The sequence below is a fragment of the Herbaspirillum camelliae genome (assembly GCF_001929405.1).
GTDB classification, from domain to species: Bacteria; Pseudomonadota; Gammaproteobacteria; order Burkholderiales; family Burkholderiaceae_D; genus Herbaspirillum; species Herbaspirillum seropedicae.
On record NZ_KV880769.1, the window covers coordinates 3,592,585 to 3,613,351 of the forward strand.

The 20,767-nt window shown below is 59.6% G+C and carries 20 protein-coding genes, 3 tRNA genes and 1 pseudogene; 18 read left to right on the plus strand and 6 right to left on the minus strand.

Translation table 11 applies throughout. The features are described from left to right. Positions 1-118: 118 nt before the first annotated feature. The 15 genes and pseudogenes from lepA to BGK68_RS28335 all read left to right on the plus strand — a co-directional run. On the plus strand, positions 119-1,912 hold the full coding sequence (gene lepA / locus BGK68_RS15980) for a translation elongation factor 4 (protein WP_075257909.1): 1,794 nt from the start codon (positions 119-121) through the stop codon (positions 1,910-1,912). A 1-nt stretch (position 1,913) separates the two neighbouring features. Then, positions 1,914-2,828, plus strand: coding sequence for a signal peptidase I (gene lepB / locus BGK68_RS15985; protein WP_075257910.1), 915 nt, complete (start codon positions 1,914-1,916; stop codon positions 2,826-2,828). Between the two features lie 193 nt (positions 2,829-3,021). After that, the gene (gene rnc, locus BGK68_RS15990; RefSeq protein ID WP_075257911.1) at positions 3,022-3,981 is read left to right on the plus strand and encodes a ribonuclease III; all 960 of its coding nucleotides are present in this window, start codon (positions 3,022-3,024) and stop codon (positions 3,979-3,981) included. Beyond that, positions 3,978-4,907 carry a GTPase Era gene (gene era / locus BGK68_RS15995; RefSeq protein ID WP_069373766.1) on the plus strand — a complete coding sequence of 310 codons (930 nt, stop codon included), beginning with the start codon at positions 3,978-3,980 and terminating at the stop codon, positions 4,905-4,907. Before rnc ends, era begins: the two co-directional genes overlap by 4 nt. A gap of 103 nt (positions 4,908-5,010) precedes the next feature. Next, positions 5,011-5,871, plus strand: a complete 861-nt coding sequence (gene recO, locus BGK68_RS16000) for a DNA repair protein RecO (protein ID WP_075257912.1) — start codon at positions 5,011-5,013, stop codon at positions 5,869-5,871. Between the two features lie 146 nt (positions 5,872-6,017). Next, on the plus strand, positions 6,018-6,791 hold the full coding sequence (gene pdxJ, locus BGK68_RS16005) for a pyridoxine 5'-phosphate synthase (RefSeq protein ID WP_075257913.1): 774 nt from the start codon (positions 6,018-6,020) through the stop codon (positions 6,789-6,791). Positions 6,792-6,801: 10 nt separating this feature from the next. Beyond that, positions 6,802-7,194, plus strand: coding sequence for a holo-ACP synthase (acpS, locus tag BGK68_RS16010; RefSeq protein WP_075257914.1), 393 nt, complete (start codon positions 6,802-6,804; stop codon positions 7,192-7,194). Then, positions 7,191-8,219, plus strand: coding sequence for a beta-N-acetylhexosaminidase (nagZ, locus tag BGK68_RS16015; RefSeq protein WP_075257915.1), 1,029 nt, complete (start codon positions 7,191-7,193; stop codon positions 8,217-8,219). The genes acpS and nagZ overlap by 4 nt, the downstream gene beginning before the upstream one ends. Positions 8,220-8,239: 20 nt before the next feature. After that, a complete protein-coding gene (gene uvrC, locus BGK68_RS16020; protein WP_075257916.1) occupies positions 8,240-10,105 on the plus strand; it encodes an excinuclease ABC subunit UvrC in 1,866 nt (621 codons plus the stop codon). A 121-nt stretch (positions 10,106-10,226) separates the two neighbouring features. Further along, positions 10,227-10,826 (plus strand): CDP-diacylglycerol--glycerol-3-phosphate 3-phosphatidyltransferase, encoded by a 600-nt coding sequence (gene pgsA, locus BGK68_RS16025; RefSeq protein WP_075257917.1) that lies wholly within the window; start codon positions 10,227-10,229, stop codon positions 10,824-10,826. A gap of 70 nt (positions 10,827-10,896) precedes the next feature. After that, a tRNA-Gly gene (locus BGK68_RS16030) sits at positions 10,897-10,972 on the plus strand. Between the two features lie 152 nt (positions 10,973-11,124). Continuing rightward, positions 11,125-11,198: transfer RNA gene (locus BGK68_RS16035), tRNA-Cys, on the plus strand. Between the two features lie 11 nt (positions 11,199-11,209). Continuing rightward, a tRNA-Gly gene (locus tag BGK68_RS16040) sits at positions 11,210-11,285 on the plus strand. A gap of 228 nt (positions 11,286-11,513) precedes the next feature. Beyond that, on the plus strand, positions 11,514-13,376 hold the full coding sequence (locus BGK68_RS16045) for an integrase arm-type DNA-binding domain-containing protein (protein WP_198937291.1): 1,863 nt from the start codon (positions 11,514-11,516) through the stop codon (positions 13,374-13,376). 216 nt (positions 13,377-13,592) lie between these two features. Beyond that, positions 13,593-14,416, plus strand: a pseudogene (locus tag BGK68_RS28335) (IS3 family transposase); the annotation flags it as partial. 79 nt (positions 14,417-14,495) lie between these two features. Here BGK68_RS28335 and BGK68_RS16060 read toward each other — a convergent pair. The 4 genes from BGK68_RS16060 to BGK68_RS16075 all read right to left on the minus strand — a co-directional run bounded on the left by BGK68_RS16060 (position 14,496) and on the right by BGK68_RS16075 (position 17,843). Further along, a complete protein-coding gene (locus tag BGK68_RS16060) occupies positions 14,496-15,272 on the minus strand; it encodes an IS3 family transposase (protein WP_075255802.1) in 777 nt (258 codons plus the stop codon). A gap of 41 nt (positions 15,273-15,313) precedes the next feature. Then, positions 15,314-15,628 (minus strand): transposase, encoded by a 315-nt coding sequence (locus tag BGK68_RS16065; protein WP_017455550.1) that lies wholly within the window; start codon positions 15,626-15,628, stop codon positions 15,314-15,316. Positions 15,629-15,825: 197 nt separating this feature from the next. After that, positions 15,826-17,184 (minus strand): ATP-binding protein, encoded by a 1,359-nt coding sequence (locus tag BGK68_RS16070; RefSeq protein ID WP_075257919.1) that lies wholly within the window; start codon positions 17,182-17,184, stop codon positions 15,826-15,828. Next, entirely contained in the window at positions 17,181-17,843 is a 663-nt protein-coding gene (locus tag BGK68_RS16075) for a response regulator (protein ID WP_075257920.1), read from the minus strand. Before BGK68_RS16075 ends, BGK68_RS16070 begins: the two co-directional genes overlap by 4 nt. Positions 17,844-18,006: 163 nt before the next feature. Here BGK68_RS16075 and BGK68_RS16080 point away from each other — a divergent pair, with 163 nt between their 5' ends. From BGK68_RS16080 to BGK68_RS28685, 3 genes are all read left to right on the plus strand, one after another. After that, positions 18,007-18,357 carry a NirD/YgiW/YdeI family stress tolerance protein gene (locus BGK68_RS16080; protein WP_075257921.1) on the plus strand — a complete coding sequence of 117 codons (351 nt, stop codon included), beginning with the start codon at positions 18,007-18,009 and terminating at the stop codon, positions 18,355-18,357. 70 nt (positions 18,358-18,427) lie between these two features. Continuing rightward, on the plus strand, positions 18,428-19,051 hold the full coding sequence (locus tag BGK68_RS16085) for a class I SAM-dependent methyltransferase (protein ID WP_083657825.1): 624 nt from the start codon (positions 18,428-18,430) through the stop codon (positions 19,049-19,051). 106 nt (positions 19,052-19,157) lie between these two features. Continuing rightward, positions 19,158-19,352 (plus strand): transposase, encoded by a 195-nt coding sequence (locus tag BGK68_RS28685; RefSeq protein WP_407645730.1) that lies wholly within the window; start codon positions 19,158-19,160, stop codon positions 19,350-19,352. A gap of 247 nt (positions 19,353-19,599) precedes the next feature. Here the strand turns inward: BGK68_RS28685 and BGK68_RS28690 are convergent, their stop codons facing one another. Next, positions 19,600-19,800, minus strand: coding sequence for a helix-turn-helix domain-containing protein (locus tag BGK68_RS28690; RefSeq protein WP_075257922.1), 201 nt, complete (start codon positions 19,798-19,800; stop codon positions 19,600-19,602). After that, on the minus strand, positions 19,790-20,725 hold the full coding sequence (locus tag BGK68_RS16100; protein WP_075257923.1) for a LysR family transcriptional regulator: 936 nt from the start codon (positions 20,723-20,725) through the stop codon (positions 19,790-19,792). The genes BGK68_RS28690 and BGK68_RS16100 overlap by 11 nt, the downstream gene beginning before the upstream one ends. Between the last annotated feature and the right edge of the window lie 42 nt (positions 20,726-20,767).

Sequence of the window (20,767 nt, forward strand, 5' to 3'; positions counted from 1 at the left end):
AGTCGGGCTTGTCCCTGTGAATTCCGGTAAAATGCCGGGTCGAATAAGCTGTTGCAAAGGCGCTCGGCTGGGCAAAGCCCGCTACTGAGCGCCTTTTTTCATCGTTTCCAGTCTGTTAATGAACAATATCCGTAATTTCTCGATCATCGCCCACATCGATCACGGCAAGTCCACGCTCGCCGACCGCATCATCCAGTTGTGCGGGGGCTTGTCCAACCGCGAGATGGAAGCTCAGGTGCTGGATTCGATGGATATCGAGCGCGAGCGCGGCATCACCATCAAGGCCCAGACCGCAGCCCTGGCCTACAAGGCCAAGGATGGCCAGATCTACAACCTCAACCTGATCGATACCCCGGGTCACGTCGACTTCAGCTATGAAGTCTCGCGCTCGCTGTCGGCCTGCGAAGGCGCGCTGCTGGTGGTCGACGCCTCCCAAGGCGTGGAAGCGCAGACAGTGGCCAATTGCTACACCGCCCTGGACCTGGGCGTGGAAGTGGTGCCGGTCTTGAACAAGATCGACCTGCCCTCCGCTGATCCCGACAACGCCAAGAGCGAGATCGAAGACGTGATCGGCATCGACGCCTCCGACGCCACTCCTTGCTCGGCCAAGACCGGTCTGGGCGTGGAAGACGTGCTCGAAGCGATCGTGGCCAAGGTGCCGGCCCCCAAGGGCGACCCGGATGCACCGCTGCAGGCGCTGATCATCGATTCCTGGTTCGACAACTACGTCGGCGTGGTCATGCTGGTGCGCATCGTCAACGGCACCTTGCGTCCCAAGGACAAGATCCTGCTGATGGCCACCGAAACCCAGTACCTGACTGAAAGCATCGGCGTGTTCACGCCCAAGTCGCAATCGCGTGAATCCTTGTCGGCAGGGCAGGTCGGTTTCGTCATCGCCGGTATCAAGGAACTGAAGTCCGCGCGCGTGGGCGATACCATTACCCTGGCCGGCAAGCCCGCCCCGGCGCCGTTGCCTGGCTTCAAGGAAGTGCAGCCGCAGGTGTTCGCGGGCCTGTTCCCGGTGGAGGCCAACCAGTACGACGCCCTGCGCGACTCGCTGGAAAAACTGAAGCTCAATGACGCTGCCCTGATGTACGAGCCGGAAGTCTCGCAGGCGCTGGGCTTCGGCTTCCGCTGCGGCTTCCTGGGCCTGTTGCACATGGAAATCGTGCAGGAACGCCTGGAGCGCGAGTTCGACATGGACCTCATCACCACCGCGCCGACGGTGGTGTACGAAGTGCAGCAGCGCGACGGCACCCTGCTGATGGTGGACAACCCGTCCAAGATGCCGGAAGTGTCCAAGATCGAAGAAATCCGTGAACCCATCGTCACCGTCAACCTGTACATGCCGCAGGAATACGTGGGCTCGGTCATCACCCTGTGCACGCAGAAGCGCGGCATCCAGATGAACATGAGCTACCACGGCAAGCAGGTGCAGCTGACCTATGAAATGCCGATGGCCGAGATCGTGCTGGACTTCTTCGATCGCCTCAAATCCACCTCGCGTGGCTATGCTTCCATGGACTATGAGTTCAAGGAATACCGCGCCGCCGACGTGGTCAAGGTGGACATGCTGATCAACAGCGAAAAGGTCGATGCGCTGGCCATCATCGTGCACCGTGCCGCCGCGCAGATCCGTGGCCGTCAGGTGGCGGCCAAGATGCGCGAACTGATCCCGCGCCAGATGTTCGACGTGGCCATCCAGGCCGCCATCGGCGCCACCATCATCTCGCGTGAAAACGTCAAGGCCATGCGCAAGAACGTGCTGGCCAAGTGCTACGGCGGCGACATCTCCCGTAAGCGCAAGCTGCTGGAAAAGCAGAAGGCCGGCAAGAAGCGCATGAAGCAGGTGGGCTCGGTCGAAATTCCGCAGGAAGCATTCCTGGCAATCTTACAAGTGGAAGACAAATAACATGCAGGCTTTGTTGGGCAACTTCGCACTGATTCTGTTCGTGCTGATGCTGGTGACCGGCGTGATCTGGTTTGCCGATACCTTCTTCCTCTCCAAGCAGCGCCGCTCCCGCGCCGACGCCGCCCTGGCCGAGTTCGACGCCCGCGTGGCGCGCGACGAGGCGCAAGGCATCAAGCGCGATGGCAGCGTCGCCAGCAGCCGCGCCGACCTGCAGGCCCATCACCTGAAGCAGCCGGCCTGGATCGAGTATTCGGGCAGCTTCTTCCCGGTGATCGCGCTGGTGTTCTGCCTGCGCTCCTTCCTGTACGAGCCGTTCAAGATCCCGTCCAGCTCCATGGTGCCGACCCTGCTGGTGGGCGACCTGATCCTGGTGAACAAATTCACCTACGGTATCCGCCTGCCCATCATCAACAAGAAGATCGTCGAAGTGAACCAGCCGCAGCGTGGCGACGTGATGGTGTTCAAGTACCCCAAGGACATGTCGGTGGACTACATCAAGCGCGTAGTGGGCGTGCCTGGTGATAAAATAGTCTATAAAAACAAGCGCTTAACGGTTAATGGTGAACAAATTTCTTATAAAGCGCTGCCGGATTATCTGGACGAGGAAAATCTGACGTACTATAAGCAGTGGCAGGAAAACCTGACCGGCGTGGAGCACAAGATTCTGACCGATGAGCGCGCTCCCAACTTCGTGCCCAATCCCGATGCCTTCCCGCATCACGAGCTGTGCACCTACAACGCCGAAGGTTTCGCCTGCACGGTGCCGCCGGGCGAGTACTTCATGATGGGCGACAACCGGGACAACAGCCTCGACAGCCGCTACTGGGGCTTCGTGCCGGACCAGAACATCGTCGGCAAGGCCTTCTTTGTCTGGATGAACCTGGGCGATATCAAGCGGATCGGCAGCTTCCACTAAGAGCGCGCCGCATCCTGGTCCAGCAGCTTTCGTAGTTTCCGCAGTTTCCATTTGGCAACTTTGCATTGTGGAGGCAGACCCGGAGCAGTTTTCAGCTTTGCTTTGAACCGATCCCGCTGACTGGTCAGGCTGGTAATCCCCGACAATCGCGCCGCTGCGCGCCGGGGCGGCAGACTGAATGACGGATGAAAAAATGGATCCTCAACTCTTGCAACAACGGCTAGGCCACACTTTCAAGGATGCTTCGCTCTTGCAGCAGGCCTTGACCCACCGTAGCCATAGCGCCTTGCATAACGAGCGGCTGGAATTCCTCGGCGATTCGGTGCTGAACTGTGTGGTGGCCTCGCTGCTCTTCGAACGTTACGACAAGATCGACGAGGGCGACCTCTCGCGTCTGCGCGCCAACCTGGTCAAGCAGCAATCGCTGTACGAGATCGCCCAGCGGCTGGAGTTGTCGCAATTTCTGCGCCTGGGCGAGGGCGAGCTCAAGTCGGGCGGTTTCCGCCGTCCCTCCATCCTGGCCGATACCCTGGAGGCGCTCTTTGGCGCCATCTTCCTCGATTCCGGCTTCGAGGCCGCGCGCGCAGTGATCCGCTCGCTCTACGTGCCCGTGCTGGAACACGTCGATCCACGCACCCTGGGCAAGGACGCCAAGACGCTGCTGCAGGAATTCCTGCAAGGCAAGAAGATCCCGCTGCCGCAGTACAACGTCATCGCCACCCACGGTGCTGCCCACAGCCAGGAATTCGAGATCGAGTGCCTGGTGCCCAAGCTGGACATCCAGGTCTTCGGCACCGGCGGCAGCCGGCGCGCAGGCGAGCAGGCCGCTGCCAAGCTGGCGTTGGAGGCGGTGCAACTGGCCCTGGCCAAGACGCCCTCGGCCGGCCGCAAGCCGCGTACCCGTACTACCCAGTTGAAGCTGGCCGGCATTGCCACCATCCAGCCGGATGCGCCGGAGCACGAAGGCGGCAAGGGGAATCGCCCCGACGCCCCTCCAGCCAGCACCGGCAAGCCGGCCAAGCCTGCCAAGGAGCAGAAGAGTGCTTCTGCAACTGCCCGCAGCGAGGCCAAGAATACCAGCGACCGCCCTGAAACGGCCGCGGCAGAACCCATTTCGGCGGCTTCATCCGCCACGCAATCCAGAACAGCATGACAGATTCCCCCATGGCCGACGACGCGTCGGCGCAGACCCCCGATAGCGATTACCGTTGCGGCTACATCGCCATCGTCGGTCGTCCCAACGTCGGCAAGTCGACCCTGATGAACGTGCTGGTCGGCGCCAAGGTCAGCATCACCTCGCGCAAGGCCCAGACCACGCGCCACCGCATCACTGGCATCCAGACCATCGAGAATACCCAGTATGTCTATGTCGACACGCCTGGCTTCCAGACGCGTCACAGCAATGCCCTCAACAAGACCCTGAACCGCACCGTCACCAACACCCTGACTGCGGCCGACGTGATCCTGTTCGTGATCGAAGCCGGCACCTTCGGCCCGGCCGACAAGCAGGTGCTGGACCTGCTGCCGGCCAACGTGCCCTGCATCCTGGTGTTGAACAAGGCCGATCGTAACAAGGACAAGACCACGCTCATGCCCTTCGCCCGCGAAGTGGCCTCGCATCATGATTTCGCCGCCGTGGTGCCGGTCTCGGCCAAGCAGCGCTTCCAGCTCGATCGCCTGCAGGAAGAGGTGCGCAAGCTGCTGCCGCAGAATCCGCCGATGTTCGACGAAGACGACATCACCGACCGGAGCGAGAAGTTCCTGGCCTCCGAAATCGTGCGCGAAAAGGTGTTCCGCTTCGTCGGCGAAGAGCTGCCCTATACCAGCACGGTGCTCATCGAGAAGTTCGAGCAGGAAGGCAACCTGCGTCGCATCTTCGCCGCCATCCTGGTCGAGCGCGACAATCACAAGGCCATGGTGATCGGCCAGAAGGGCGCGCGCCTGAAGGAAATCTCCACCCAGTCGCGGCTGGACATGGAGCGTCTCTTTGGCGGTCCGGTCTACCTGGAAATCTGGGTCAAGGTCAAATCGGGCTGGGCCGACAACGAAGCCGGCCTGCGCGCCTACGGCTACGAATGATCCCGGCTGCAGCCCGTCCTGCGGGCTGCACGGAATTCCTGCATCATCATGGCATTACGCCGCGCCCTAACGACGTGGCTTCACGCATTCAGGACGGATATCCATGACCACCATGCTCACCGAATCCCAGCTCGACAGTCAGGCTGACCCGGCCAACGCCGCAGCGCCGGTGGTCGCGCCGCAGGCGCCTGCCAAGACGCCCGCGCGCAAGACGGCCGCCCCGCGTGCGCGCAGCCGCGCCGTGCCAGAGAAGGAGCACAAGGTCCTGGCGCAGCCGGGCTTCGTGCTGCACAGCTATCCCTACAAGGAAACCAGCCTCATCATCGACGTCTTCTCGCGTGATCATGGTCGCGTGGCGCTGGTGGCCAAGGGCGCCAAGCGCCCGCATTCCAAGCTGCGCGGGGCCTTGCAGACCTTCCAGCCGCTCTCGCTGTCGTGGAGCGGCAAGTCCGAAGTGCGTACGCTGACCGATGCCGAATGGGTCGGCGGCCTGCTGCCGCTGGAAAAGTCAGCCCTGTTGTGCGGCTTCTATCTCAATGAATTGCTGGTCAAGCTGCTGGCGCGCGAAGATGCGCACCCGGCGCTGTTCGACCATTACGTGGCCACGCTCAACAAGCTGGCCCACGGCGAGAATGCCCCCATCGTGCTGCGCCAGTTCGAGCGCATCCTGTTGAAGCAGACTGGCGTAGCCGGCAACTGGAGCCATTGCGTGGCCAGCGGCAAGACCGTGCGGCCCGATCTTATCTACGTGGTCGATCCGGAGCAGGGCACCCGTCCCGAGCGCCTGTCCGACCGCGCCCCCAAGGTCAGCGGCAAGACCCTGCTGGACATGGAGCGCGAGGACTACAGCGATCCCACCACGCAACTGCAGAGCAAGTTCCTCATGCGCTACCTGCTGGCGCACCATCTGGGTGGCGCGCAGTTGAATACGCGCCAGATCCTGATCGACCTCATGCAATTGTGATGCGGCCGCGCTCATCGCGCCGCCGTCTGCGCAGCGCTCTGCCCACATCCGCCCCCATGCCGCTACAATCCAGATCTGGCTGCACCGTCATCGAGGTGCAGTCCTGAGCACATCCGAACATCATTCACACGAAGCTTCCTGACGCCATGAGTTTCCTGCAGCCCGCCGGCCCGGCCATTGAACTGGGTATCAACATCGACCACGTCGCCACCTTGCGCAATGCGCGCGGCACGCGCTATCCCGACCCGATCCGGGCCGCACTGGAAGCCGAGGAAGCCGGCGCCGACGCCATCACGCTGCACCTGCGCGAAGATCGCCGCCACATCCGCGACGACGATGTGAAAGCCATCCGTCCGCTGCTGCAGACCCGCATGAACCTGGAAGCCGCGGTGACCCGCGAGATGATCGATTTCGCCTGCTTCATCCGCCCTCAGGATGTCTGCCTGGTGCCGGAAAAGCGCACCGAAGTCACCACCGAAGGCGGTCTGGATGTGGCCGGCCATTTCGCCGACGTGCAGGCGGCGATCCGCCAGTTGCAGCAGGAGCAGATCAGGGTGTCGCTGTTCATCGATGCCGATGTCCAGCAGATCAAGGCCGCCGCCGAGTCCGGCGCGCCGGTCATCGAGCTGCATACCGGCCGCTATGCCGACGCCACCAGCGAGCAGGAACAGCAGGAAGAGCTGGAGCGCATCCGCCTGGCCGTGCAGGAAGGCGTCAAGCTTGGCCTGAAGGTCAATGCCGGCCATGGCCTGCACTACACCAATGTCCAGCCCATCGCCGCCATCCCCGAGATTGCCGAACTCAATATCGGCCATGCGGTGGTGGCCCATGCGGTCTTTGCCGGCTGGCGCAATGCGGTCTCGGAGATGAAGGCCATCATGATCAAGGCGCGCCTGGAAGCGCTCAAGGCCAAAGCCTGAGGCGCACCGCATGATCTACGGCATCGGTACCGACATCCTCCAGATCTCGCGCCTGCAGGCCGCCCTGCAACGCAATGGCGACCGCTTCGCCGGCAAGATCCTGGGTCCGCAGGAAATGGAAAAATACCTGCGCCGCAAGGCCAAGGTGGAAGCCCGTGGCGTGCGCTTCCTGGCCACCCGCTTTGCCGCCAAGGAAGCTTTTTCCAAGGCCATCGGCCTGGGCATGCGCATGCCCATGACCTGGCGCGCCATGCAGGTGCTGAATGCACCCAGCGGCAAGCCGGTGGTGGTCTGTAGCGGCGCCTTGCAGGAATGGATGCAAGAGCAGGGCCTGACGGCCCAGGTGTCCCTCACCGACGAAGTGGAATACGCCGTCGCCTTTGTCATCGTGGAGAAGTCATGAATCAAGCCGTCAAACCGCTCGGTCCGGTGATGCTGGACGTGGTCGGCACCCGGCTGGATGCGGCCGATATCGCCCGCCTCCAGCATCCGCTGACCGGCGGGGTCATCCTGTTTGCCCGCAATTACGAAAGCCGTGCGCAACTGGTCGCCCTGACCAGCGCGATCCGCCAGGCCCGTCCCGGCATCCTCATCGCCGTGGACCATGAAGGAGGGCGCGTGCAGCGCTTCCGCACCGATGGCTTCACGCGCCTGCCCGCCATGGGCCAGCTCGGCCAGCTGTGGGACCGCGACGTGCTGCAGGCCACCAAGGTGGCCACTGCCACCGGCTTCGTGCTGGCCGCTGAACTGCGCGCCTGCGGCATCGATTTGTCGTTCACGCCGGTGCTCGATCTCGATTACGGAGCCTCCACCGTCATCGGCGACCGCTCCTTCCATCGTGATCCCCGCGTGGTCACGCTGATGGCCAAGAGCCTCAATCACGGTCTGGCGCTGGCGGGCATGGCCAATTGCGGCAAGCATTTCCCTGGTCACGGTTTCGTCACGGCCGATTCGCATGTAGCCATCCCGGTGGACGAGCGCGAGCTCGATGAGATCCTCGGCGACGACGCCACGCCTTACGACTGGCTGGGCATGAGCCTGGCCGCCGTGATGCCGGCGCACGTCATCTATCCCAAGGTGGATGCGCAGCCGGCGGGCTTCTCCAAGGTCTGGCTGACCATGCTGCGCGAGCGCTTCGGCTTCCAGGGCGTGATCTTCAGCGATGACCTCAGCATGCATGGCGCCAGTGTCGCCGGTGGTCCGCTGGAGGCCGCGCAGGCTGCACTGGATGCAGGTTGCGATGTGGCCCTGATCTGCAATTCGCCGGACAAGGCCGATGCCATCCTGGCAGGCTTGCAGGGCGGCGCGGATGCAGCCTCGGCTGCGCGTCGCGCCACCTTGCTGCCTTGCGGAGAGGCCCTGGAGTGGGACGCGCTGCAGGCCGACCCGCGTTATCTGGCTGCGCGCGCGCTGGTGCAGTCGCTGTAGATCAGTCTTCGCTGTTGCCCATGTCCGACCTGCCTGCCTCCCCGCTGCCCGACCCGCGCGAAGCCGTACTGGAGACGGTCGCCCGCCTGCCGCACCTGCCGGGCGTCTATCGCTATTTTGACGCCGAGGACAATGTCCTCTACGTGGGTAAGGCGCGTGATCTCAAGAAACGCGTTTCCAGCTATTTCCAGAAGACCCTGACCAGCCCGCGCATCGCCATGATGGTCGAGCGCATCGCCCGGCTGGAAACCACGGTCACCCGCAGCGAGGCCGAAGCACTGCTGCTGGAAAACAATCTCATCAAGACGCTGCGTCCGCGTTTCAACATCCTCTTCCGCGACGACAAGTCCTATCCCTACCTGAAGATCACCGGCCATGCCTTCCCGCGCATGGCCTACTATCGCGGTGCGGTGGACAAGCGCAACCAGTATTTCGGCCCGTTCCCCAATGCCGGCGCCGTCAAGGAATCGATCCAGATCCTGCAGAAGGTGTTCCTGCTGCGCACCTGCGAAGACACCGTCTTCGCCAATCGCACGCGGCCCTGCCTGCTGCACCAGATCCATCGCTGCAGCGGTCCCTGTGTGAACCTGGTCAGTCGCGAGGATTACGCCATCGATGTGGAGAATGCCTCCAAATTCCTGCGTGGTCGCCAGAGCGAAGTGATGGAAGCGCTGGAGCAGAAGATGCACGCCTTCGCCGCCGACCTCAAGTTCGAGCAGGCCGCCGCCGTGCGCGACCAGATCGGCTCGCTCTCCAGCGTGCTGCACCAGCAGAGCATGGAGACCGTCAGCGACGCCGACATCGACATCATTGCCGTGGTGGTGCAGGGCGGTCGTGCCTGCGTGAACCTGGCCATGGTGCGCGGCGGCCGCCACCTGGGTGACCGCGCCTACTTCCCCACGCATGTGGACGATGCCATGGACACCGCCGAGGAGAGCATCGACGTCGAAGTCCTCAAGGCCTTCCTGGCCCAGCACTACATCGACAAGTTCATTCCCGGCTCGCTCATCGTCGGCACCGAGTTCGATGACCCGGCGCTGATGATGGCCTTGATGGAGCAATGCGGCCATCGCATCACGCTCACCTTTCAGCCCCAGGGCCAGCGCCGCCAATGGCTCGAGATGGCTGTCAAAGGGGCCGAGATTGCGCTGGCGCGGCTGCTGTCGGAGCAGGGCTCGCAGCAGGCCCGCACGCGCGCGCTGGCCGATGTGCTGGAGCTGGAGCGCGAAGACCTCGACGAATTGCGTGCCGAGTGCTTCGACATCAGCCACACGCAAGGCGAAGCCACACAGGCCTCCTGCGTGGTGTTCCATCACCATGCCATGCAGAACGGCGAATACCGCCGCTACAACATCAATGACATCACCCCCGGCGATGATTACGCCGCCATGCGCCAGGTGCTCACGCGCCGTTATGAGAAGGTGGCCAACGGCGAGGGCGTGATGCCGGACATCGTGCTGATCGACGGTGGCAAAGGCCAGGTCGAGATGGCGCGTCAGGTGCTGACCGAACTGGGCCTGGACATCAGCCTCATCGTCGGTGTAGCCAAGGGGGAAGGGCGCAAGGTCGGCCTGGAAACCCTGGTCTTTGCCGATGGCCGCGCGCCCAAGGAACTGGGCAAGGAATCGGCCGCGCTGATGCTGATCGCGCAGATCCGCGATGAAGCGCACCGCTTTGCCATCACTGGCATGCGCGCCAAGCGCGCCAAGGCGCGCCAGAGTTCGCGCCTGGAAGAGATCGAAGGCATCGGCGCCAAGCGCCGCCAGCGCCTGCTGGTGCGCTTCGGCGGCTTGCGTGGCGTGGCCGATGCCAGCGTGGACGACCTGGCTTCCGTGGAAGGCATTTCGCGCCAGCTGGCCGAGGAAATCTACCGGCAATTGCACTGATCTTGTCGGCCTGGTTGTTTTGCCACGCACTCTCCCACGTAAAGGAGGGCGCAGCAGCGGGCGACTCTGCTACTATTCGGTAACTTTTTTTCGTGTACGCCGCTCCAACCCTTCAAGACGTATGCCTTTCAATATTCCGATTCTGCTGACCTGGTTGCGGGTGGCGCTCATTCCTCTGGTCGTCGGTGTGTACTATCTGCCCGAGATCGGCCTGAACCGTTATGAGCAGGGCATTGCCGCCACTGCCATTTTCATCGTGGCGGCTGCCACCGACTGGTTCGATGGCTTCCTGGCCCGGCGCTGGAACCAGACCTCAGCCTTCGGCGCCTTCCTCGACCCGGTGGCCGACAAGCTCATGGTCACGGGCGCCTTGCTGGTGCTGGTCCATCTGGACCGGGTTCATCCGGTGATCGCCTTTGTCATCATCGGCCGTGAGATCGCCATTTCTGCGCTGCGTGAATGGATGGCGCAGATCGGCGCGTCCAAGTCGGTGGCCGTGAGTTCGTTGGGCAAGATCAAGACCACGGCGCAGATGATCGCCATTCCCATGCTGCTGTACTACGACCAGTTGTTCGGCTTCATCGACACCCGTCTGTGGGGCAGCCTGCTGCTGCTGGTGGCGGCCGTGCTGACGGTGTGGTCGATGCTGTATTACCTGCGCCGCGCGATGCCCATGATCAAAGAGGCCGATGCAGAGAATCGAAAGAAGATAATTAAATAAATAATTAAAAAACCAAGATTGATAGTTGACAAAGGCCAACGGCAGCTTATAATAGCGTTCTGTTTTCGATGCGGGAGTAGCTCAGTTGGTAGAGCGATACCTTGCCAAGGTATAGGTCGAGAGTTCGAGACTCTTCTCCCGCTCCAGGTTACTTGGAAAAAAGGAAGCCTAACAAAGCTTCCTTTTTTTATTGTGATAGGTGAGCGAGCATTGAAAGTTTGGCTTCGGCAGATGTCGAAAAAAGTCAAAAAAGATGTTTGCAAACAACACGCGTTTTAGGTAGTATGCGTGTCCCCAAGGCGGGGTAGCAAAGTGGTTATGCAGCGGCCTGCAAAGCCGTCTACGCCGGTTCGATCCCGACCCCCGCCTCCAGTACGCTCCATGCGGGAGTAGCTCAGTTGGTAGAGCGATACCTTGCCAAGGTATAGGTCGAGAGTTCGAGACTCTTCTCCCGCTCCAAGTTATGATCTACAGACCTCCAGTGATGTCTGTAAGTCGTTGAAAAGTGGAGCTTCGGCTCCTTTTTTCATTCCAGCAAAAGCCACGGAAATCCACCGACAGCCAGCATTTTTAAGGCCAGAATTGAGGCCAAAGAATGCGGGTGGCGTCGGTTCCGGGTTGTTGCTGGGGTTGGATCAGGAAGAGCAACAGCATCGAGCCTAAGTCTTACGACTTAGGAGTTTGATGATGGCACTCTCTGATCTGACCGTGCGGCAAGCCAAGGCCGCCGAGAAAACCTACAGCATCCCCGACGCCGATGGCCTCGGTTTGGTGGTCGCTCCCACCGGGGGCAAATCGTGGCACCTGCGCTATTACTGGCTCGGCAAGCAAAAGCGCATCTCCCTGGGCAGCTATCCCGAGATCGGCCTGCGCGAAGCACGCACCTTGCGTGACGAAGCCAGGGTACTTCTGGCCCAAGGCATCAACCCCCATACCGACCGCAAGCAGAAGCGGCACGCGGTCAAGCTGGCCTTCGACTACACGTTCAAGGCAGTCTTCAATGCCTGGGTCGAGCACCGCGCCAAGGAACTCAAGGAAGGCAGGAACAGCACGCTGTCGCAGATCAAGCGGATCTTCGAGAAGGATGTGCTGCCCAGCATTGGGAAGATGTCGATATACGACATTCGCCGGCCGCAGCTCCTGGGGGTCTTGGTGAGGATCGAGTGGCGAAAGGCGTTCACCACCGCCGAGAAGGTCCGCACCTGGCTGGGCCAGTTGTTCCGCTACGCCCTTGTCATCGTGGAAGCGCTTGAAGTCAATCCAGCGTCCGACCTGGACGTGGTGGCCGAGCCTAAGCCCCCGGTGACCCACAATCCGTACCTCCACCTGTCGGAGCTTCCCGAATTTCTGCAGAAGCTCAGGCTCTACAACCCGCGTGGCTGGCAGACCCAGCTCGGTATCCGGTTGCTGTTCCTGACCGGGGTACGCACCGGCGAGCTGCGACTGGCGACCCCCGATCAGTTCGACCTCGACCGCGGCCTGTGGATCATCCCGCCGCAGATCGTCAAACAGCTTCAGGACGAGATGCGCAAGGCCGGCAAGCGCCCGCAGGACGTGCCGCCCTATATCGTGCCACTGTCCGTTCAGGCCATCGAGATCTTGCGCTATCTCCTCGGGGTGATGAGGCCAGCCCAGGTTCATCTGCTCACCCACCGCAGCGAACTCAAGAAGCGCATCAGCGAGAACACCCTCAACGCAGCCTTGAAGCGGATGGGCTACGAGGACCAACTGACCGGCCACGGTATCCGCGGAACCATCTCGACGGCGCTCAACGAGATCGGCTATCCCAAGATTTGGGTGGACGCGCAGCTCTCGCACTCCGACCCGAACAAAGTGAGTTCGGCTTACAACCACGCCAAATATGTGGAGCCGCGTCGGCGGATGATGCAGGACTGGTCCGATCGCCTCGATCTACTCGAACAGGGACAGGTGGAAGCAGCCAGTGCGCACCTCACCATCCACATCGAGGGTGTGCCGGCCATGGTGGAGGAGGACAAGCTCGACACCTTCGTTGCAGCTCCCTCTGCCGCCTCAGCCCCGCCTGTGGTGGCCGCTCCCATCGTCGTGACGCCGAACAACGGGGGCATCACGTTTCAGCGGCTGTCGCAAGTACCTCCACCCCCGACGCATGCGCCAGAGCCGGAAGTATCCGCAATCCAGCGTGAACGCGAGGAAATGCTGGCCATCTACGAGTCGCCGAGCAGTCTGCCGATCCCGCTGTTTGGCAAGCTGGCCGGGAAGTCCAGAGACCAGATCAACCGTGAGTTGAAAGCCGGCAAGTTGCTTTCTATCAGCTTGGGCAACCGGGGCCAGCGTGTTCCTGAGTGGCAGCTCGTTGAGCTGAAGAAAAGGCTTGCCCAAACGCTCATCAAGCAATGTCCGAACTGCGATTCATGGATGCTGTATCGCTTACTGACGACGTCGCATCCCGGACTGGACGACCGTGTACCGATCGATGTCGTGACCCCTACGAATGTGAACAAGGTGGTACAGGCCATCATGCCTCGTGAGGAGCCCGAGTGCGCCCAGGTGCTCGACTGGTCGCGATAAGCTCGGCCCGTTCAGCAAATCGTTCCACAACCGGCAAGCAAGACGCCGGCGCTCGAAAAACTGTCGTAGCGAGCATCTTCGGATCGCCGGCCAAGGAGCGTGCCCTGATACACCAGGCAGGGGCCTGCATGATGTGACCCACCCCCTGATAACTGGCTCGTCGTAAAGTATAGATTTCGGCCGTCTGGGCCCCGTTACCAAACGAGGAGTCAGCGCATGAAGAAGTCGCGTTTTACCGAGGAGCAGATGGCCTACGCGCTCAAGCAGGCCGAGTTGGGCACGGCGGTCGGTGAGATTTGCCGCAAGATGGGTATCTCCGAGGCTACGTTCTACGTCTGGCGGAAAAAATACGGCGGTCTAGGGCCTTCGGAGCTGAAGCGATTGCGCTTGCTAGAAGACGAGAATCGCAAGCTCAAACAACTGGTGGCCGATCTGAGCCTGGACAAGGCCATGCTCCAAGAGGTGGTAACAAAAAAACTCTAAGGCCTACCCAAAGGCGAGCCTGGGTAGGCCAGCTGCAGGAGAGCTTCGGCGCAAGCGAGCGACGCGCCTTACGGATCATGTCGATGTCACGATCGTCGTATTCGTATCAAGCCAAGGCGCGCGACGACAGTGCGATCCGGCAGCGGATGCGAGAGATCACGCAGACGCGAATTCACTACGGGTGTGACCGAGTCTTTATCATGCTGCGGCGTGAGGGCTGGCGGGACAATCACAAGCGCGTTCACCGTCTTTATAAGCTAGAAGGCCTTTCATTGCGGCTTTGCCGGCCGCGTCGCAGCCGCAGCGCCCGTCGTCGGCAGCCGATCAGGTTGGCAACGGCGGCCAACACGCTTTGGGGTATGGACTTCGTCAGCGACGCGCTCTTCGATGGTCGTCGTTTTCGGTTACTGACGGTGATCGACCATTTCACTCACGAGTGCCTGGACATTGTGGTGGATCAATCGCTGCGTGGCGAACACGTGGCCGAAGCGATGACGCGCCTGGTCGCTCACCGCGGCAAGCCGGCGGCCATCAAAGTGGACAACGGCTTTGTCTTCACCATTCGCAACTACACAGCCTTGGTTCGTAGTTAGAGTCTGGAGCAAGCGTGTAATGACCCAGCGAAACCTGCTCAAGTTATGCGGCTAAAGCAAACGCCTCAGCCGGTGTCTTCATGCCCAGCGCCTGATGCGGCCGGCGGTGGTTATAGAAGCCGATCCAGTCACCAATGATGCGACTGGCGTGCTGCAATGTTTCGAAGCGATGTCGATGAGCGCATTGCTCCTTTAGGGTTCTGATGACGCGTTCGACCATGCCATTCTGCTGTGGGCAATGCGGCGTGATGAACTCTTGCTGAAGCCCGTAACTGCGGACCAACGCGGTGTAACTACGGCTGGTGAACACCAAGCCGTTATCTGAGCGCAGCAAGAACGGCGCCGTCACGCGACCCAGTGAGCCATAACGCGCGATCAGCGCTTGCTCCAAGGCCGACTCTGCCGTCTTCGACTTGCCCGAACGCGACAGATGCCAGCCCAGTAATTCCCGCGTGTGGCAATCAATCACCAAGGCTAGCACCGCCCAGCCATCTCGCCCTGTCCAGATCCGACACAGATCGGTTGCCCAGCGCTGGTCTGGTCCTGTGGCTACCGACGGCAAGGCCTTCACCCTGGGCCGGAAACCAATAGGACGCTTCTTGACCTGCCAACCTTTGATCTGGAAGATCCTCTGCACCGTGTTCTTATTGAACCCGAGCAGGCCAGCCACCGTGCGATAGCCGAAGGACGGCTCTTCCAGGATCATCTTGCGAATGGGTTCGGCAAAGCGCTCCTGCACCTTGGGCTCAGCCTTCACCGGCTTGTAGTAAGCGCTGCGCCTGGCAATCCCAAACCACGCGCATATCTTGCTGACAGCCACATCGAAACCGTCTTGTTTGAGTCCCTGGCGGATGGTCTCGATTACTTGTCTTCCTCGCCCAACAGGGACGCCAATTTTTTTCTGGCGCGCAGCTCCAGCATGGCTTCTCCGTAGGCTTCCTGCAGCTCCTTGAGTTGCCGCTCGTACTGTTCTCTCACATCCAGCGGCTTGGCGCGCAGGGCGTTCTCCATCCCTTTGCGGCCTTCATCGACCCATTCTTCGATCTCGGATGGCGGGATATCAAACGACCGGCTAGCCTCGGCTACCGTCGTCTTTCCCTGGATGATTTCCATCACCAGCGCCGCTTTGCGCTTGGCTGTCCAACGTTTGAATTCTTCTTCCATGACCTTGCTCATTTTGATTCCCTTTTAGGATTATCTACTGAGCAGGTTTTTAGTGGGTCATTACAAGCGTTCATTACCCCACATTGCTCGCAGCAAAACGGCATGGTCGAGCGAGTGGTCCGGAGGCTTCCCGAGGTCGTTTCGGATTTCGATATCGGCTGATATTTTATCTGTGCCACAACTTGCATCTGTCAATGGCCCGCGCTTTTTTAGGGAAGATGGAACGCAACTCTAACTAATAGACCGCGATTTTCTACGCCGTTTCCGATGCTGACGCTAGCCTTATGTTGTTCCGCAATTCGATGCACGATCGACAGGCCAAGGCCGCTGCCGATCATACCCGAGGCGGTGCCGCGGTAGAACCGCTCACCCACGCGCTTTAGCTCAGCGGGTGCGATTCCTGGTCCAGTGTCGCGTACTTGAAGGATTGCAAACGCACCGGAGCGAAATGCACCGACATCAACCCTAGCGTGAGTACCACTATAGCGGACGGCGTTATCGACCAAATTGTTGAGTAATATCCGCAATTCTTCGCTGTTGCCGTTGATTTGGACTGTTTGCGATAGCTCATCGATGCCGAGATCTACAGGAACGGCTTCCGCGATGAGCGAACGTTCGGCCACCACGGCTTTTGCCAGCATATGCAAGTCGACATTGCCGGTGGACATAGTATGACTTTCTGGATCCAGACGGGCTAATGTCAGCAATTGTGACGCCAGGCGTCCAAGCCTTGCAGTTCCATTTTGAATCTGCATCATAATGGCATGGTGTTCCTCGGCGTTGGCCGCTTGGGGTAGCAGCCCGACCTGCAAACTAAGCCCTGTGATCGGGGTACGTAGTTCATGCGCTGCATCGGCGATGAAATTCTTCTGCGTGGTAAACGCCCGTTCTAAACGCACTAGGAGATCGTTGATGGAGGTGACTAAAGGAATGACTTCGCTAGGAATTCCTGCTGTGCTGATAGTCTGAAAATTGTTCGCGTCTCGATGTTCCAGACCACTTGAAACCTGTCGCAAGGGGCGCAAGCCATAACCGATGCCGAACCACAGCAGCAAGGCCACTATGGGCAAGATAGACAGCACCGGCCAGAACAGATGTACTGCTACCTCAGCGATGGCGGTCCAGCGAGCATTTTTGGCTTGGGCAACGCGGATTGCGATGTCGCCGGTGCGACTGACATAAGTCTTCCAGACTACATTGTTGGCCTCTATCTCGTTGAGCCCCGTCTGACCTGGGGCTGGGAGGGTGGCGTCGTCATCTGAACTAAAGCGAAGCTCCCCTCCATGCCAGACTTGCAGCAGTACCCCATCGGCCCGTTGGCCAGAGAGGCGGCCCTTGCGGTCTTTCCCAACCAGATTCAGCTTGCCCTCTTTGTCCACTTGGATATGCCGTCCAATGACTTTCATCTGGTCGTCGAGAAGATCGTTCAAGTCGGACACCGACTTCCACCAGGTGGCCGCACTTGCAAGCATACCCGCCACCAACGTTGCAGGCACCAGCCACAACAGCAATCTACGCCGAAGTGACGACATGTACCACTGACGCATGCTCAATGGAATGGCGTTCATTGATCTACTCCGATCCGATAGCCGACGCCGCGTACATTGCGGATAACGTCAGCTCCAAACTTGCGCCGCAGGTTGTAAACGTGCACCTGAATGGCATTGCTTTCCACCTCTTCGTTCCAGCCGAAAAGGCTTTCTTCCAACTGCTCACGGCTGACCACGGTGCCGGGTTCACGCATCAGAGCTTCGAGGAGTGAAAACTCGCGCGCGGTAATGGAAATTTCCTGTTCAGCTTGCCAACAACGGCGTTGCGCTGTATCGATGCGCAAGACGCCTGCTGTCATAACTGACTGTATGCGTCCGACCTGACGTCGGGTAACCAGTCGGATGCGTGCCAGCAGTTCCTCTAATGCAAAAGGTTTGACGAGGTAATCGTCGGCGCCGCCGTCCAGTCCGGTCACACGATCGGAGACAGCATCACGTGCCGTGATGATGATGACGGGCGTTGCATCTTCAGTATTACGCATCTGCATCAGGATAGACATTCCATCCTGATGCGGCAAGCCTAGATCGAGCAAGAGCAATTCATAAGGGACAGTGCGCCTAGCGAGACTGGCGGCCGCGCCGTCCTGAACCCAGTCGACAGCGTAGCCTTGCCGGCGCAGACCTAGTTGTAAACCGTTCCCAATGATTGGGTCGTCTTCAATCAACAGAATTCGCATCGTCGTTTCTCCCGCTTTGAATTTGGTATTTCAGAACATGATCGTTTCAGATTGACTGAAGAAGTATATTGAAACGATTTTCTTAAGTCAGGCTTCATTTTTGTTTTTCTAGAATGCATTTCATCGGTTTTATTTTTTCAATCCACCTAAAGGAGCAAAAACGATGCGAACCTTGATTCTTGCGAGCTTACTAACATGCGTAGTAATGTCCGCTAACGCACAATATGCCGGTCCTGGCGCAACGCCGTCGGTTATTACGGCCAAGGAATTGAGCGCCAATGCTAAGGATGACCAGCGCGTAGTGATACGCGGCTACCTAATCCAGCAGCTTGGGGACGAAACATACCGTTTCCGCGATGAGACCGGCGAAGTGCTCGTCAAAATCGATAAAAAGCATTGGCCTGCAGGAGTATCGGTCAACGAAAAGACAGTAGTCGAACTCACGGGTAAATATGACAAAGAAATGGTAGGCGACTCCAAGCTTGAGGTGCGTTCGTTCAAGGTATTGCAATAAAAAGTCGATGCGTTCTTCTGGAAGAAATGGCATTAATGCTGTGGTGTTTAATGGATTACGGAGATAGGGTATGCGCTTTCAGCGCAGTTTATTGATGTCATTTTTTCGACAGTGCAAAGATCGCACTCTCGTGTTTGCACAGAACGTTGGACCGCTATTGTTCATACGCGAGCTCTTCTCTAATCCAGCAACAACAGGAGCCCCATGGCCAAGCTCTCGTCAACTTGGCATCAAGATGGCCGCCGCTATGCCAGTGGGAGGATCGGGTCTCATCGTTGAACTTGGGGCTGGAACTGGGGTAGTTACGCAAGCTTTGCTTGATCACGGCGTCGAGCCAGAGCGGCTACTGATCGTAGAGCGTTCACAAGTGCTTTTTGAATATCTACAAAAGCGCTTTCCACAATTGCGCGTCGTGCTCGCGGACGCCGCCGATTGCCGAGATTTTATTCCTGCTAGTATCAAAATTGATGCGATAGTTTCCAGTATCCCACTGCGCTCTCTACCGTTTGAAGATGCTGAGACTATCGTCAGTCAGTGGTGCAAGCTAGCACCACATGGAGCGTGGCTCGTACAGTTCACGTATGCCTTGTGGGGACCATTGCGTCACCTATCATCTCGCTTCGCCTTTCAGGATTCTGCTATCGCTTGGCTTAATTTTCCTCCAGCAAGAGTGGTGTTGTTTAAGATAGGTTAGGGTATGTTCACATTCGAAAAAATGTGTTTTTATCTTGTCTTTCGAGCGAGCAGAACAAAATGATTTGAAGTTTATTGAACGATGAAGTACTACGGTACGGGCAAGAATCGAATCGGTCTATCGGGCAAGGAGGGCGATGCAAGGCATCCAGCGGCCAACAATTGTTAGTTTTGTCGAAGCTGTTCTTGGGATCGGCCGGACCGGTTGCCTGTGGCGCGATTTGCCGAAGCTATTCGGCCGATGGCACACTGTGTATATGCGTTCTCCAGGTGGCGTCGCACGGATGTCTAGGAACGTTTGATCGATGCTGTGGTGGACGAAACCGAAATCAAGCATGTGTTATCGATTCGATCGTAGTGAGCGCGTACCAACACCAACGCATTCTCCATCCGGAAAAGAGCAGAGTTACTCGGCGAGGCGCGGAGTTAGAACCTGCGTTCCCTACCCAACCGGGGCGGTCAGACGTAGGCGTCCGGCAGGACGTGTGGCATGGGACTTCGTGTTTTGCTCGCTCTCATATGCTGTAGCAAGGATCGTCCTGCAGGAGGCTAGGAAAGACACCCCAGCCTCCGAAAGGTGCTGAGGACGGTTTGACGAACGATTAATGTGACTTCAAGCCGCTCCTCAAGCGCCTTAAGGTATCGCCCCGCCGTCTGGGCGCTGAGCCCGAGATCCAAAGCCGCAGCCGTCAATGAGCCGTTATCGGCGTTACGGAAGAACACCTCCATCTCCAGTAGTTTATCGCTCATCTTTCAACGGGTATCGGATGGTTGAGGCCTGGAAGCCGCTCATCTCTGTGCAAAACCGTTCGAGCAGCCAGCGGCCTGCGAGCCCGGGCAACTGTCCAGCCCGGTAGACCGCCTGGAACGGCATGATCCCGGCGGCAGGGCCTTCGAGTTCGATACTTTCCAGCCGGCCTTCTTTCAAATCATCGAGGACGAGCCAGCGGGGCATGTGTCCCCAGCCGAGGCCGGCAAGAAGGAAGGCGTGCTTGGCCCCAAGATCGGCCAGTCGCCAGATGTTGCTGCCCTGCACACCGTAATCGGTGCCGTCCGTCAGAGACGAGCGATCGGTGAGAACGAGCTGGGTTTCGACCATCAGGTCCTTCAAGGGCACCGGCCCGGTTCTGCCTGAGAGGGGCGAGCCGGGCGCGACGACCGTCATCATCCGCTCGCTGAACAGCCGCTCGGCCATCAATGTTGGCGGCGGGTAAGGCAATGTGCCGGTAATTCCGAGGCTGCATCGACCCTCGATGACCATCTGCGCCACCGCGCCCAGCGCTTCGACGTAGAGACGCAGCGGGGTGGACGGAAAGCGCTGCTTGAAGCTCGACAGGGCGTGCGTTAGGCAGGCTTGAGGGAACATCACGTCCACCACGATCGAGAGTTCTGGCTCCAGTCCGGAAACGAAGCTGCGCGCCTTAGCCTTTAGTCCATCTGCGCCGGTCACGATGCGGCGCGCGTCGGCGACGAGATGGGTGCCCTCGATAGTCAGTTGCGGGTAACGGCCGATGCGCTGAAACAGCATGACGCCAAGTTGGCCTTCCAGATTGCCGATGGCCTGGCTGACGACCGATTGGGCGCGGCCGAGCGCTCGCCCTGCGGCCGAGAAGCTGCCGTGATCCACAGCGGCGATAAAAGTGCGCAATTGATCGAGGGAAACGCCATCGAGCATGTATCGCTCCTTACGATGGATGCCATCTAATTATATAGGCTT